Below are 15,382 nucleotides of genomic sequence, written 5' to 3' on the forward strand. Positions count from 1 at the left end.
GCCTGAAAAGAATCCCCTCGGGCCGGTCCTATACCCCGTCATGCTAACAATTCGCAAACTATGGCGCGCGCGCCGCAACTCAGCGGCGAGCGGCCCGCGCCGCGGCGAGCGTCAGGACGAGGCCGAGGCCTGCCACCGGCAGCATCAGACCGAAGGCGAAGGCGCCGCCGCCGGCCCGGTAGGCCGCCCCGCTCGCCAGGGTGGCGGAGGCCGAGGCGAGGGCGGCGCAGGCCGCGTAGACCCCTTGCGCCGCGCCGCGCCCGCCTTCGGGGGCGAGCCGCGACAGGGCCGCCATGGCGCCGAGCTGCGTCGCCCGAAGGTCAGGCCGTGCAGGGCCTGGAGCGGCACCACCAGGGCCGGCAGGCCGGACACCGCCAGAAGCCCCGCCCAGCGCAGGAGCGCGGCGACGGCCCCGAGCCCGAGGAGCCGGAACGGCGCGTCGCGGAGAGCGGGAATGCGGCCGACGAGGGCGAAGAACGCGATCTCGGCGACGACGCCGACGCCCCAGGCGAGGCCCGTCGTCGCCGGCGCCAGGCCGAGGCCGACCCAGTGGATCGAGCCGAAGGCGTAGACCGCCGCGTGGCTCGCCTGGATCGCCGCGCCGGCCGCGATGGCGAGCCACAGGGCCGGCGGCAGGTGCATCCGTCCGGCTTTGCGGGGACGCGGCGGACCGCCTTCCGCCCGGCGGAGCAGGAGGGCGGCGGCGCAGGCCGAGGCCAGTTCAAGCCCGGCCAGAAAGCCCGGGATGCTGCCGGTCCCCATGATCCCGAGCAGCCACCCGCCGAGGAGGCTCGCCGCCAGGAAGCCGAGGGAGCCGCCCAGCCGGATCCGGGCGTAGTCGAGGCGCGGATCGCGCCGCACGGCGGCGAGGCTCTGGTAATCGAGGGACGGCACGAGAGGCGCGCCGCCGACGGCGTTGAGGGCGATGATCGCCGCCAGGACCGGCCACCCGAGGGAGGCGGAGGCCGGCATCAGCGCGTAGGTCGCGGCAAGCCCGAGGCTGCCGGCGACCATGAGCCGGCGCGCCGGAACGCCGCGATCGATCAGGCCGAGGAGCGGTGCCGTGACGGCGATCCGCACCAGGATCGGCAGGGCGACGAGCGCGCCGATCAGCTCCGGCCCGAGGCCGAGGCCGGACAGCCAGAGCGGCATGAACGGCATCGCCACGCCGATGCCGGCGAATACCGCCGCGTAGAGCAGGGCAAGGCGCGGACCGTCGCCGAGGGGGAGCGGGGAGGGCGGCACGGGGATGTCGGGGCTTGTGGGGGCGAAGGAGGCCGGGGCGGACCGAATCAGTCCGCCAGGGGCGGGCCTGGCGTAAGCGGCCGTTAACGCCGGGATGTCAAGCGTGAAGACAGACACGCCTCCGGGCGACACCGCCGTGCCGACGCCTCGGCCCGGCGATGAGACGGTCTCCGGAAGGAATCTTCCGGAGACCGTCTCATCAGCCCGTGCGGCGCTTGAGCGAAGCCGCTTTCCGCATCGCGAAGCGATCAACCGGAAAGCGTATGACAGGGCAGGTGAGATGGTCGGGACCCCTTCGCTCCCCGCTCCGCGGGAGGAGTACGACGTCATCGAGGGTGCGATGCTGGAAACGGCGCGGGGGCGCTGGTTCCTGAGCGAATACGCCAAGCGCAACCGCTCGGCTGACACCGACGTGCTGCTCCACGCCATCGGCCGGCTCGAGAACGCGGTGGTCGGCGATCGCGGGCCCTCCGGGATGGAGCGCCTGCGCTTCGACCTGATCGAGATGGCCAAGGCGATCAGCCGGACCAAATCCGAGATCGCGGCGATCCACACCCCCGACCAGGACCAGAGCCAGCTCGGCGCCGCCTCCGAGGCGCTGGACGGCATCGTGCGCACCACCGAGCGCGCCACCTCCGACATCCTCCAGGCCGCCGAGGAGGTGCAGGAGGTCGCCTGGACCCTGCGCGAGACCGGGGCCGACAGCAGCGTCTGCGACCGCCTCGACCAGAACGCCACCCAGATCTACACCGCCTGCTCGTTCCAGGACCTGACGGCGCAGCGCACCAGCCGCATCGTCAACACCCTGCGCTACCTCGAGCAGCGCCTGACCGCGATGATCGAGATCTGGGCCAGCGAGGACGACCCGCCGGCCCCGGCCGCGCAAAGGGCCGAGGTGCCGCAGACCACCCTCGACCAGAACGACGTCGACCAGATCGTGGCCACCGGCAAGGATGACGGCCGGTCCCGGGCGAGGAGCCGGCGCCGCGCCTGCGCCTGGTCGAGCCGGCCATGCCCGACGACGACATCGCCTTCGTGCCGGTCCGCGAGCCGATCCGCGAGGAGCCGGCGGCCATGGCCGACGACGCGATGGCGCTGGAGGATGCCTTCGCGGAGATCGACGACCTCGCCGTCGACGAGAAGATCGCCCGCTTCACCTGAGGCGCGGCGTCACGGCGCGGGGCGAACGCCCTCGCGGCGCCACCATTGCCCCGCAGGGAGCCCGCCTCCTTTTCAACCTCCACTCCTGGCCGCGATGTCCCTGAACCTCCTCAAGCTCTGCGTCGGCTGCGACTCCATCGCCGACCTCGAGGAGTGGATCGCCGCCCGCCGGGCCGAGGCGACGCGGCTGGGCCGCCCGCACGAGCAGGCCCACATCACCCGCATGGTGCCGAAGCGCGGCGACGAGATCGTCGGCGCGGGCTCGCTCTACTGGGTGATCCGCGGCCAGATCGCCTGCCGCCAGCCGGTGCTGGCGATCCGCCCCTTCACCGATGCCGACGGCGTCGGCCGCTGCCGCCTGGTCCTCGACCCGGAGGTCACCCCGGTCGAGCCCCGGCCCTGCCGGGCGTTCCAGGGCTGGCGCTACCTCGCCCCCAAGGACGCCCCGCGCGACATTTCCCGCCACGCCGCCGGCGACCTCGCGGCGATGCCGGAGACGATGCGGCGGGAGCTGGCGGCGTTGGGGTTGCTCTGACGGGGCGGGCTGCCGGGAGATGTTCTCGGCTTTCACCCCGGATTGATGTAGCGGCTTGCAACCCCCAAGGACAAGCGCCTACATCAACAAGCTGTTTGGCCAGAACCCACTCATCTCGATTTGACCACGTCAGCCCGAGACCGCGAAAGCGGTGCCTGGACTGGCGCGGAGGGCTGAAGCTCTACAAAGATTGATCGAGCAGACTCTCAGCGCCCGCCGACCCCCGCCTCCAGCGTCTTGACGATCCAGGCGTCGCGGGTCTGCTTGGCCTTGGCCGCCGCAGCGTCGATCTGGTCGGAGAGCGCGGTCGAGACCGGCACGGTGACGAGGATCCGCGTCGCGTCCTGGGCCGGTTCGTAGACGAGGGTCGTCACTTGCGCGGCGAAGCTGCGCAGGGCCGATTGCTTCTGCGGCAGCGTCAGGCTCGCATCGCGGTCGACCACCGGGCAGTAGGACGCGACCGCGTGGTCGATGATAGCCCCGTTCGACAGGCCCTCGCCCCGCAGGCGCTGCACCGCGACGCGGAGATCGGGGTTCGATCCGGCGGCGGCGCCCGGCTTGGCGATGGCCTCGAAGAGCGGCCCGTCCGGCGCCCCCTTGCCGTTGCCCGGGCAGGCGAGACCGTCGGCGGCCGCCGGCCATGCCGCGAGGACCATGAGGCCGGCCAGGGCCAGGGAGGGGAGGCGGGATCGAATGCTCATGACATCTCCTCACGCGATGGGAAGGACCGCGTCGGTCGCTGGATCACCCAAGGGACAATGATCCGGCAGGCGATCCGATGATCTCGTGGTCGAAGAACGTGTCCGCCCCCGGCGACGTTGCGCGCCAGCATCATGAAAACTCCGTCATGCAACGAACAGGCGATGGTTACCCTTCGTCATCCGCCAGGATCGTCGGAGCAGAGACGCCGTCCCCCGAACGAAGAAGGCCTCCCCGGTCTGCTCGACCGGAGAGGCCTTCGTCACGTCAGAGCGAGGTGTTCGGCGAGGCTCACGCCCCCTCGAACCGCCCGCTGGCATGGGCCAGCATCGTGTAGACCTTGCCGCTCTCCGAGGTGAGGTAGGCGTTGGCCCGGCGCGGGTCCTTGTCGGCGCGGGAGACCTCGCCGAGCAGGCGCTCGAATTCCCGCACGTAGTGATCGACGGTCCGGCGGAAATCCGGCTCGGCGCGGTAGCGGCGGCGGATCTCGTCGAAGGTCTTCTGGCCCTCCGCCGTGTAGAGGCGGCGGGTGAACAGGTCGGGCTCGCCGCGCCGGTAGCGCTCCCACAGGTCCACCGCGGCGGGGTGCTCGATCATCCGGGCGATGTTGCTGGAAATCGAGTCGATCGCCGCCGCCCCGGCCCGATCGGCATCGGTGACCGGGTCGGACTTGACCTGGCCGGCCTTGCCAGGGTCGGCCTTGCCCGGGTCGGCCTTGGCCACCGCCTTGCCGGCCACCGGCGCCTGATCCTCGTCCTCCTGCGAGGCGCGGCTGAGGAGGTCGGAGAGCCACCCGCCGGACCCGGCGCGGGGGAGGGCGGCGTCGCGACGCGCGTCAGCGGCGGACCGGTTCGCGGCCTGCGGTGCGGCCGGGCGGGCCGGCCCCTGCGCCGGTCGGGCCTGCGCCGGGACTGCGGCCGCAGGGGTCACGGGAGCCGGAGCCGCAGGCTTCTGCACCGACGGCGCGGGCGCCGACGGCTTGGCGGCGGGAGCCTGGGCAGGGGCCTGGGTAGGAGCCTGGACTTGGGCCCGGACCTGGGCCTGCGGCTTCTGGCTCGCGGGCGCCTGGACCGCGGCGGCCGGACGGCCCGCTTCCGCGGCGCGGGGCTGCGCCGAGGGCTGTGCCACATCGACCGCGCGGGGCGAGCGCTGGACCAGGGCCGAGAGCTCGTTCAGGGCCTTGATCTGCTCGGCCACCACCCGGCGCATCTCGCCGGTGGCGTCCTGCGCCTCCTGCGGGATGCTGACCACGCCGCGCTGCAGGTCGCCGCGGATCTCCTCCAGGGTGCGGCGGATCTCGGTCGCCATGCCGCGCATGGAATCCACCGTGCCCTGGAAGCGCTCGGCGGCGTCGCCGAAGGCCTCGCGCATCTCGCCCGAGGCGCCGGCCACCGCCTGGCGGACCGTCTCGGCCGCCCGCTCGCCCTCCTGGCCGGTGCCGGCGCGCAGGCGCTCGAACGCCTCCGTGACGGCGCTGCCGGCCTGGCGGGCGCTGGTCTCGATCTCGCGGCCGAGCGCCTGGGTGCGGGCCTCGATGGTCTTGAGCGTCGCCTCGACCCGGGCGCCGACGCCCTCCGTGGCGGCGGCGAGCGCCGCCGAGCGGGCGTCGATGCTGCCGAGCAGCGCGTCAATCTCGGCCCTGCGCTCGCCGAGCGAGGCGTTGACCCGGCCCTCGGCGCCCTCGAGCGCCCCGGCGGCCGCCGTCAGGTCGCCGATATGCTGGCGGGCGGTCTCGGTGAGCGCCTTGCCGCGGGCGTCGAGCGTCGCCGCGAGGCCGGTGGCCTGGCGCAGCGCTCCCGTCGCCGCGCCCTGGAGCGCGCCGACCTGCTCGGCGACCCGGTCGGAGGCCTTGCCCGTCTCCGCGGCGATCTCGGCCAGGGCCGACTGGATCTCCTGGACCTGGCCGGACAGCCCGCCCTCGATCGCCGACAGGTTCTCGCCGGACTTGCCGATGAGGTCCTGGAGGGCACCGCAAGCCCCCTCGATGCGGCCGATCAGGCCGCCGAGCTCGGCTCCGACGCGCTGGTTGACCGTCGTCAGGGCCTCGACCGCCCGGGCCGCGCCCTGGTCGGCCGCCCGGCGCAGGGTCTCGGCCGCCTCGGAGGACAGGGCCGCCAGCGTCTCGGCCCGTTCGCCGAGCACCGCCACGGCGCCGCCCACGCCCTCGGTCACCGCCCGCTCCAGCGCCTCGCTGCGCTGGGCGAGCACGCTCACCAGCTCGCTGCCGGGGCCCTCGACGAGGTCGCGCAACTGCGCCACCTGGCGGTCGAGCCCCTCGACGGTCTCGCCGCTTGCGGCGAGCGCCGCCACCAGGGCGCCGCCGCGCTGGTCGATCGTCCGCTGCAGCGAGGCGGTGGTCGCCTCGAGGGTCTTGCTCAGGGAGCCGCCGCGCTCGTCGACGATCTGGCGCAGGGTCTCGACCCGCTCGGCGAGGCCGCGATTCAGCTCGTTGCCGCGCCCGTCGATGGTCTGGGTCAGGTCGCGGGCGGTCTCGGCGAGCGCCCGGGTGAGGGTGGTGCTGCGCTGGTCGATCAGCGCCGCGAAGGCCGCCGCCCGGCGGTCGAAGCCGGAGCTGAGCTGGGCGCTGCGCTCGTCCACCGCCGCGGCCAGAGCCGCGGAGCGCTCGTCCATGGCGCCGTGCAGGCTCGCCACCCGCTCGTCGAGAGCCGCGGTGAGCGCCGCCGTGCGGGCATCGACGAGGGCCGCGTAGGCGTCGCTGCGGTCGTCGAAGGCGTCGGCCAGGGCTTCGCCACGGGCGGCCACCAGGGCCGCGAAGGCGCGCATCCGGCCGTCGATCCGGGCCGTGAAGGCGGCCGAGCGCTCGTCGACGCTGCCCGACAGGGCCTCGGTGCGGGCCTGCATCAGGGCGGCGAGCTCCGCCGCCTTGGCGTCGACCAGCATCCCGAAGGCCGCGGCCCGCTCCTCGACGGTGCCGCCGAGCGCGTCCACGCTCGCCCGCAGCCGCTCGGCCAGGGCCGCCCCGCCGCCATCGAGGGTCCGGGCCATGAGCTCGACCTGCCCGCCGAGCACCGCATCGAGGGCGGCGCGGCTGCGCTCGAGGGCCCCGGACAGCTCGGCCACGCGGGCATCGAGCAGGGCGGTGAGCGCCGTGCCGCGATCGTCGAAGGTCTCGGCGAGGTCGCTGTTGCGCGAGTCGAGCAGGCCGGCGAGCGCGTCGCCGCCGCTGCGGATCGTCGTGGCCAGCACGTCGATGCGCTCCTGCACCCGGCGGGCCAGCACGTCGCCGGCGCCGGTCAGCTCGGCCAGCGCCCGCTGGCGGCCGTCGATCAGCCGCACCAGGTTGCCGCCGCCCTGCTCGATCGTGCCGGCGATGGCGTCCTCGCGCTCGCGCAGCAGGGCCGCCAGGGCCTCGACGCGATGGTCGAGGGTCTGGGCCAGAGCCGTCCGCTGCCCGTCGAGGGCGTCGCCGAGGCCGGCCTGGCGCTCGGAGAGGAGGCCGGAGACGGCCTGGGCGCTGCGCGACACGGCATCACCCAGCGTCGCGACGCGGGATTCGAGCAGGCCGGCGGCCTCCTCGCTCCGTGCCGCGATCAGGCCCGCCAGGGCCTCGCCGCGACGGTCGAGACTGGTCTCGAGCGCCTGGGCGCGGGCCTCGATCAGGCCGTCGAGGTCGCGGAGCGCGGCGTCGACGCGGCCCGACAGCTGGGTGCCGCCGGCCTGCGCCGCGCGGGCGAAGGCGTCGGTGCGGGCATCGAGCATCCCGGCGAGCGCCTGGGCACGGGCCTCCACCGCCTCGGCGAAGGCGGCGCCGCGGCTCTCGACCAGGTGGTCGAGGGCGGCGAGGCGGTCGTCGAACAGGCCCGACAGGTCGCGGGTGCGGGCATCCAGGGTGCCGACCGCGTGGCCGACCCGCTCCTCCAGGGTGGCGGCGAGGGCGTCGCCGCCTTCGGCGATCACGCCGCGCAGGGTGCCGACCCGATCGTCCAGCACGGCCCCGAGGGTGCCGGCTTGATCGTCGAGCAGGCGGCGCACCGCGTCGGCGCGCTGCTCCAGCGCGTCGTGCAGGGCGCGGATCCGGTCGTCGAAGCCGGATTGCAAAGCCGCCGAGCGGCCATCGAGGAGACCGCGCAGGGAGGCGGCCTGCTCGTCGAGCAGGGAAGCGAGCGCCGTGCCGCGGTCGCCCAGGGCGGTGCCGAGCCGGCCCGTGCCCTCGTCGAGCACCCGGTCGGCCTCCTCGATGGTCTCGCGCAGCCGGCCGAGCAGCGTCTCGCCGCGCTGGCCGATGAGGTCGGACAGCGCGTTGCCGCCGCGGTCGAACAGCCGCGCCAGCTCGGTGATGCGGCCGGCGAGCGCGCCGACCACCGCCTGGCCACGGGCGTCGATCTCCCCGGCCAGCGCCGCGGTGCGCTCGTCGACGAGGCGCGCCAGGCTCTCGCTGCGGCCCTCGAAGGCGGCGCGGATCGCCTCGGCCCGCTGGGCGAGGTCGCGGCTCGCCTCGCCGCTGTGGTTCTCCACGAAGGTGACCAGCTCGCGGGTGCGGGCGCCCAGCTCCTCGTCGAGCCGGCGGGTGCGGCTCTCGATCAGGGCCAGGGCCTCCTCGGCCTTGAGGCCGAAGGTTTCTTCCACGACGCGGCCGCGCTCGTCGAGGGCCTGGGCCAGGCCTTCGAGGCGGGCGATGACCCGCTCGTCGAAGCGGGCGGCGCCGGCATCGAGGGAGCGGGTCAGCTCCTCGGTGCGGCGGCCGAGCTCGTCGCCGATCTCGCCGACGCGGGCGGTCAGGGTGTCGCTCATCGCCTGGCTGCGGGCGGTGATGGCGCGGGCGAGCTCGTCGGCGCGGCCGTCGAGGGCCTGGGCGACCTCGCGGCCGCCCTCGGCCATCACCCGGGCCATCTCGCCGGCCCGCACGATCAGGGCCTCGTTCAGCGCCGTGGCGCGGGCGCCGATATGCTGGTCGACATGGGCCACCATGGTGCTGAAGGTGGCGCCGATCTCGGCGGTGCGCTTGGCCGAGCGGTCCTCGAGGGCGCCGAGCTGGGCCTCGACGGCCTCGCGGGCCTCGCGGGTGCGCTCGGCGATGGTCTCGGCCACGGCGCGGCCCTGGACCGTGATGAGGCGGTCCATCTCCTCCAGGCGCCCCGACACGCTCTCGGTGAGGTGGTGGGTGTCGCGCGAGATGCGGTCGGCCAGGATGTCGCCGCGGGCGATCGTGTCCTGGAGCGCCGCGAGGCGGCTGGTCAGCACCTCGTCGATGGCGCGGCCACCGTTCTCGGCGGCGCTGGCGAGCGCGGTGCCGGTCTTGTCGAGGGCATCGTTGACCCGGGCACCCTGGCTCGCCACCGCCACGACGATGTCGCGGCCGGTCGCGGCGAGGCGGGTCTGGGTCTCCTCGGCGTGCCGGCCGATCATGTCGGTCAGCGCACGGCTGTTGCCCTCGAAGGCGGAGCCGACCTCGGCGAGGCGGGTATCGAGGGCGCCGGTGGCGGATTCCGCGGCGAGCGCGAGGGCCGCCGACACGTCCTCAGCCTGGCGCGCCAGATGCTCGACCGCGCCGCGCAAGGTGGCGTCCGTGGTCTCGGTCCGCTCGGCCACCAGGCGGCCGGCCTCTTCCGCGGCGCGGGCGAAGGACGAGGCCGCTGCCAGGGTGCGGGCATCGACATGCCCGGTCGCCTGCTCGGCGGCCGCCGCGATCGCGGAGGCGATGGCCTCGGCGCGCTCGGCCAGGCCGTCGACGGCGTCCCGGAGGGACGAATCGACCGCCTTCGCCCGGTCGCCGAACAGGCGTCCGGCGGCATCGGCCGCTTGCGCGAAGGACGCGGTGGCCGCGAGCGTGCGGGCATCGACCTGCCCGGTCGCGTGCTCGGCCGCGGCCGTGATCGCCGCGGCGACCTCCTCGGCCCGCTCGACCAGGCCGTCGACGGCGCCCCGCAGGGTCGCGTCGGCCAGGCTCGCGCGCTCGGCCACCAACTGGCCCGCCGCTTCCGCAGCCCGCGCGAAGGCGGAGGTCGCCGCCAGCGTCCGCTCGTCGAGGGCACCGGTCGCCGTCTCGGCGGCACGACCGATCGCGAGAGCGGCTTCCTCGGCCCGGCCCGCCAGGCCCACCACGGCGCCGTGGAGGGCCGTATCGGCCTCGCCGGCCCGCAGACCGATCACCTGCGCCGCCTCCTCCGCCACCCGGGCGAAGGACGAGGCGGCATCCGCCAGGCGCGCCTGGAGCGCGCCAGACGCCTCCTCGGCGCCCTGGCGGAACGCCTCGACGCTCTCGGCCGTGCGGGCCTCGACTGCACCCGTCGCCGTCTCGGCGGCGCGACGTAGTACCTCGGCGGCCTCTTCGGCGCGGGCGCCGAGCACGCCGGTCGTCGCGGTGGCAGCCTGCCGGAACAGCTCGGCCGCGTCCTGGCTGCGGGCATCGAGTTCGGCCCCGGTGGTCTCCAGGGTGCGCCGGAAGATGTGCGCGACCTCGACCGTGCGGGTGCCCAGCGCCCCGGTCGCCTGCTCGGCGGCGCGGCGCATGATCTCGGCGGCTTCCGCCGAGCGGCCTTGCAGCGCGTCCCCGACCGTGTCGGCCGACGAAGTGAGGGCGGCAGCGGCCGCCTCGGCCCGCTCGGCCAGACCCGCGAGCGACGTCCGCAGGGCGGCGTCGGCGGTCTCGGTGCGCTCGCCGATCAGGCGGCTCGCCTCCGCGGCGGCGGCTACGAAGGCGGCGGCGGCCGAGGCCGTGCGACCGTCGAGGGCACCGGTGGCGCTCTCGGCGGCGAGCGCAAGGGCGGCGGTCACGTCCTCGGCCTGGCGCGTCAGGTGCTCGACCGTGGCGCGCAAGGTCGCGTCGGTGCTCTCGCCGCGTTCGGCGACCAAGCGGCCGGCCTCCTCCGCCGCGCGGGCGAAGGCCGAGGCCGCCGCGAGCGTGCGGGCATCGAAATGACCGGTCGCCGTCTCGGCCGCGTTGGCGATGGCGGAGGCGACCTCCTCGGCCCGCTCGACCAAGCCGTCGACGGCACCCCGCAGGGTCGCGTCGGCCAGGCTCGCCCGCTCGGCCACAAGCTGGCCCGCCGCTTCCGCAGCCCGCGCGAAGGCGGTGGTCGCCGCGAGCGTGCGCTCGTCGAGGGCGCCGGTCGCCGTCTCGGCGGCACGACCGATCGCGAGAGCGGCTTCCTCGGCCCGGCCCGCCAGGCCCACCACGGCGCCGTGCAGCGCCGTATCGGCCTCGCCGGCCCGCAGACCGATCACCTGCGCCGCTTCCTCCGCCACCCGGGCGAAGGACGACGCGGCATCCGCCAGGCGCGCCTGGAGCGCACCAGACGCCTCCTCGGCGCCCTGGCGGAACGCCTCGACGCTCTCGGCCGTGCGGGCCTCGACCGCACCCGTCGCCGTCTCGGCGGCGCGGCGCAGCACCTCGGCGGCCTCTTCGGCGCGAGCGCCCAGAGCGCCGGTCGTCGCGGTCGCGGCCTGCCGGAACAGCTCGGCCGCGTCCTGGCTGCGGGCATCGAGCTCGGCGCCGGTGGTCTCCAGGGTGCGGCGGAAGATGTGCGCGACCTCGACCGTGCGGGTGCCCAGCGCCCCGGTCGCCTGCTCGGCGGCGCGGCGCATGATCTCGGCGGCTTCCGCCGAACGGCCTTGCAGCGCGTCCCCGACCGTGTCGGCCGACGAGGTGAGGGCGGCAGCCGCCGCCTCGGCCCGCTCGGCCAGACCGGCAAGAGCGGTCCGCAGCGAGGCGTCTGCGGTCTCGGTGCGCTCGCCGATCAGGCGGCTCGCCTCCTCGGCGGCGGCCACGAAGGCGGCGGCGGCCGAGGCCGTGCGCCCGTCGAGGGCGCCGGTGGCGCTCTCGGCGGCGAGCGCGAGGGCGGCGGTCACGTCCTCGGCCTGGCGCGTCAGGTGCTCGACCGTGGCGCGAAGAGCCGCGTCGGTACTCTCGCCGCGTTCGGCGACCAGGCGGCCGGCCTCTTCCGCCGCGCGGGCGAAGGCCGAGGCCGCCGCGAGCGTGCGGGCATCGAAATGACCGGTCGCCGTCTCGGCCGCATTGGCGATGGCGGACGCGACCTCCTCGGCCCGCTCGACCAGGCCGTCAACGGCGCCCCGCAGGGTCGCGTCGGCCAGGCTCGCCCGCTCAGCCACAAGCTGGCCGGCCGCTTCCGCGGCCCGAGCGAAGGCGGTGGTTGCCGCGAGCGTGCGCTCGTCGAGGGCGCCGGTCGCCGTCTCGGCGGCACGACCGATCGCGAGAGCGGCTTCCTCGGCCCGCCCCGCCAGGCCCACCACCGCGCCGTGCAACGCCGTATCGGCCTCGCCGGCCCGCAGACCGATCACCTGCGCCGCTTCCTCCGCCACCCGGGCGAAGGACGACGCGGCATCCGCCAGGCGCGCCTGCAGCGCACCCGACGCCTCCTCGGCGCCCTGCCGGAACGCCTCGACGCTCTCGGCCGTGCGGGCCTCGACCGCGCCGGTCGCCGTCTCGGCGGCGCGACGCAGGACCTCGGCGGCCTCCTCGGCGCGGGCGCCCAATTCGCCGGTCGTCGCGAGGGTGGCCTTCTGGAACAGCTCGGCCACGGCCTGGCTGCGGGCATCGAGCTCGGCCCCGGTGGTCTCCAGGGTACGCCGGAAGATGTGCGCGACCTCGACCGTGCGGGTGCCGAGCGCCCCGGTCGCCTGCTCGGCGGCGCGGCGCATGATCTCGGCGGCTTCCGCCGAGCGGCCTTGCAGCGCGTCGCCGACCGTGTCCGCCGACGCGGTGAGGGCGGCAGCCGCCGCCTCGGCCCGCTCGGCCAGACCCGCCAGCGCGGTGCGCAGGGCGGCGTCGGCGGTCTCGGTGCGCTCGCCGATCAGGCGGCTCGCCTCCGCGGCGGCGGCCACGAAGGCGGCGGCGGCCGACGCCGTGCGCCCGTCGAGGGCACCGGTGGCGCTCTCGGCGGCGAGCGTGAGGGCGGCGGTCACGTCCTCGGCCTGGCGCGTCAGGTGCTCGACCGTGCCGCGAAGGGCCGCGTCGGTGCTCTCGCCACGCTCGGCGACCAGACGGCCGGCCTCCTCCGCCGCACGGGCGAAGGCCGAGGCGGCAGCCAGGGTGCGGGCATCGAAATGACCGGTCGCCTGCTCGGCGGCGGCGGCGATCGCCGCGGACATGTCGCCGGCCTGGCGGGTCAGGTGCTCGATCGTGCCGCGCAGGGTCTCGTCGAGGGACAGGGTGCGGGTCGCCACGGAGCGGCCGGCTTCGTCGGCGGCGCGGGCGAAGGATGCGGCGGCCGTCTCGGCCTGCTCGCCGACATGGCCGGTGGCCGCCTCGGCGGCCTGCCGGAAGCGGTCGGCCAGCGCGGCGGCACGGGCGTCGAGATCGGCCCCGATCTCGTCCGCGGTGCGGCGCAGGGCCTCGCCGGCGCCGGCGGTGCGGGCCTCGAAGCCGCTCTGCAGGGTGTCGGCGGCGAGCGCCAGGGCGGCCTGCGTCTCCTGGGTGCGCCGGTCGAGCCCCTCGGCCAGGTCGCGGCTGCGGGCCTCGAAGGCGGCGGCCAGCGCGCCGAGCGCCTGGCCGATCCGGCCCTCGGCCTCGCCGGTACGCTCGGTCACCAGGGCGGCGACGCGTTCGCCGGTCTGGTCCAGGCTGCGCTCCAAGCTGCCGCCCTGGCCGACCAGCACCTCCTCGACGCGCCCGATCGTCTCCTCGATGCGGGAGGCGAGATCGGCGCCGCGCACGCCCAGAGCCTGGGCGGCGTCCTCGACCAGCGTCGAGAGATCGTCGCGGACCTTGGTGGCGCGCTCGCCGAAGGCGGTGATGACGCCGTCGCTGGCGCGGGTCAGCCCCGCCTCCGCGGCCGCCGCCCGGGTCTCGATCGCCGCGGCGACGCCGTTGCCGGCCTGCTCGATCTCCTCGCGCAGCGCGATGCCGCGATCCGAGATATGGGCCGCGATAGCGCTGCCGGAGGCGGCGAAGCGCTCGGTGATGGCGCTGCCGGTCTCGGCGAAGCGCTCGGTGAGGTCGCTGCCGCGGGCGAGGAAGCGCTCCTCCAGCCCCTGGGCCGAGCGCTCGAAGGTCTCGCGGACCTGCGCGCCCTCGCGGTTGAGGGCCTCGATCACCTCGGCGCCGGTCTCCGCCAGGGTGCGGGCGACGGTGCCGGCATTCTCGGCCAGCGTCCGGGTAAGGAGGCCGCCGGTGCGCTCGAACGCCTCCGTGACCTCGACGGCGCGGGTCTCGAGCGACCGGCTCAGGGAATCGCCGACGGTGCCGAGATCGGCCTTCACGGTCTCGCTGGTGGCGACGAGGCGCTGGACCAGGTCGTCGCCGCGGCCGGCCACCGCCTCGACCACCCGGTCGCCGGCGGCGGCGAGCGCCACGGTGACCGCGTCGCCGCGCTCGCCGAGCGCCGTCGTGATCGCGTCGCCGCGGGCGCCGAGCGCCGCGCTGACCCGCTCGCCGGCCCCGTCCACCGCCGTGACGATGCGCTCGGCCGCGGTGTCGAGCTCCTGGGTCAGGTTCTGGTGCGAACCCTGGATCGCGCCGCGGACCCGCTCGGCATTGGCGACGATCGATTCGCGCTGCGTCACCAGCTCCTCGACGAGGGAGCGGATGCGGATCTCGTTGTCCGAATAGGCACGCTCGAGGGTCGAGATCTCGCCGCGCACCAGGGTCTCGAGCTCGCCGGCGCGGGCGAGCGCCCGCTCGACGCCGTCGCCGACCGCCGCGACCTCGCGGCGGACCGCCTGGGACATGGTCAGGACCGCGTCGGTGGAGAAGCCCTCGGGCTCGGCGAGCCGGATCGCGACCTCGCCGACCGCGCGGGCGACGTGGCGCATCTCCTGGGCGCGCACCGCCAGCATCGCGGCGATGAAGAACAGCATCACCGGGGCGAGCACGGCCGCGGCCCCGACCGCGCCCTGGAGGCCGCCGAGCCCGGCGGCGAAGCCCCTGAGATCACCGCCGGACTGGATCCAGGCGAGGACCGTGAAGCCGGCGAGCCAGACGAGGGCGGCGAGGCTCGCGACGACGTAGGGGGTGCGCGACGGCTCGATGCGCAGGGTCTGCTGCAGGGCCCCGACGCTGCGGCGGTCGTCGTTGGCGACGAGGGAGCGGTCGGGCGGCAGGAGCCCTCCCTCGCGCAGGAGCCCGCCCTCGCGGCGGCCGTCGCGGGAACCGGGCAGGGGGCTGCCGTCGAAGCCCGGCTCGCGGGCGGGCCCGGCATTGGCCAGCGGATCGGAGAGGGGATCGGCATCGTGCACGTCGGGCAGGCGCGGCTCGACCCGGCTGCCGTCGAGGGTGTCGATCGATCGGGCGTCGGGCGAGCGGGGATCGGGCCCCGCCGGATGGTCCAGGTTCAGGGCCTGCTCAATCGCCGACAGCGCCGCTTCCGCCGGATCCTTGAGCTTCTTTTCCGTCGCCATCGAACGCCCCGTTACGCCGTGAACGCCGCCGGGCAGCCCGCGAGGGCCGCCGCGCCGCATCATCCCCGAAGATCCCGCGAAACCCGCGCCGTGCCGCCAGCCGACGCGATCTCAGCGGTTTACCACGAGAACCTTAGACGCAAGGAGTACCAGACGGATACCCGGACCGCGCCAACCCTCCCCAAAAGCTTAATCGAATGGTTACCATGAGGGCGGCGGCCCGCGTCCGATGCCGCTATCCTGCCGCAGAGTCTCGACTTTGCCGGGCCGGGAGCCGGGCGGGCCGGACCGCGAGCTCGCTGTGGAAAGACGTCCACCGGATCCGCCGGAACCGCTCCCGCCCACAGGCGAGGGGCCTCCCGGGCCTTGCGCGCGGCCGAGGCCCGGGGGATCTGGGGTCCGGCCGTCACCGCACCACGGCTCGCA

3 protein-coding genes and 1 pseudogene are annotated in these 15,382 nt (G+C 75.5%); 1 reads left to right on the top strand and 3 read right to left on the bottom strand.

The window, feature by feature from the left end; translation table 11 throughout:
* Nucleotides 1-79 precede the first annotated feature (79 nt).
* Nucleotides 80-1,245, bottom strand: a pseudogene (locus tag F1D61_RS10515) (MFS transporter).
* A 1,255-nt stretch (nt 1,246-2,500) separates the two neighbouring features.
* Here F1D61_RS10515 and F1D61_RS10525 point away from each other — a divergent pair.
* Nucleotides 2,501-2,941, top strand: coding sequence for a DUF1489 family protein (locus tag F1D61_RS10525; protein WP_203157791.1), 441 nt, complete (start codon nt 2,501-2,503; stop codon nt 2,939-2,941).
* Between the two features lie 206 nt (nt 2,942-3,147).
* Here the strand turns inward: F1D61_RS10525 and F1D61_RS10530 are convergent, their stop codons facing one another.
* Nucleotides 3,148-3,642 (bottom strand): hypothetical protein, encoded by a 495-nt coding sequence (locus F1D61_RS10530; protein WP_203157792.1) that lies wholly within the window; start codon nt 3,640-3,642, stop codon nt 3,148-3,150.
* Between the two features lie 289 nt (nt 3,643-3,931).
* Nucleotides 3,932-14,956, bottom strand: a complete 11,025-nt coding sequence (locus F1D61_RS34800; protein ID WP_203157793.1) for a hypothetical protein — start codon at nt 14,954-14,956, stop codon at nt 3,932-3,934.
* Nucleotides 14,957-15,382 lie beyond the last annotated feature (426 nt).

Origin of the sequence: Methylobacterium aquaticum, assembly GCF_016804325.1 — a bacterium.
GTDB lineage: Bacteria > Pseudomonadota > Alphaproteobacteria > Rhizobiales > Beijerinckiaceae > Methylobacterium > Methylobacterium aquaticum_C.

What these genes read in the sequence shown, in the direction of transcription:
- F1D61_RS10525 (WP_203157791.1), top strand. Translation starts at nt 2,501, where the DNA reads ATGTCCCTGAACCTCCTCAAGCTCTGCGTCGGCTGCGACTCCATCGCC.
- F1D61_RS10530 (WP_203157792.1), bottom strand. Translation starts at nt 3,642, where the DNA reads ATGAGCATTCGATCCCGCCTCCCCTCCCTGGCCCTGGCCGGCCTCATG.
- F1D61_RS34800 (WP_203157793.1), bottom strand. Translation starts at nt 14,956, where the DNA reads ATGGCGACGGAAAAGAAGCTCAAGGATCCGGCGGAAGCGGCGCTGTCG.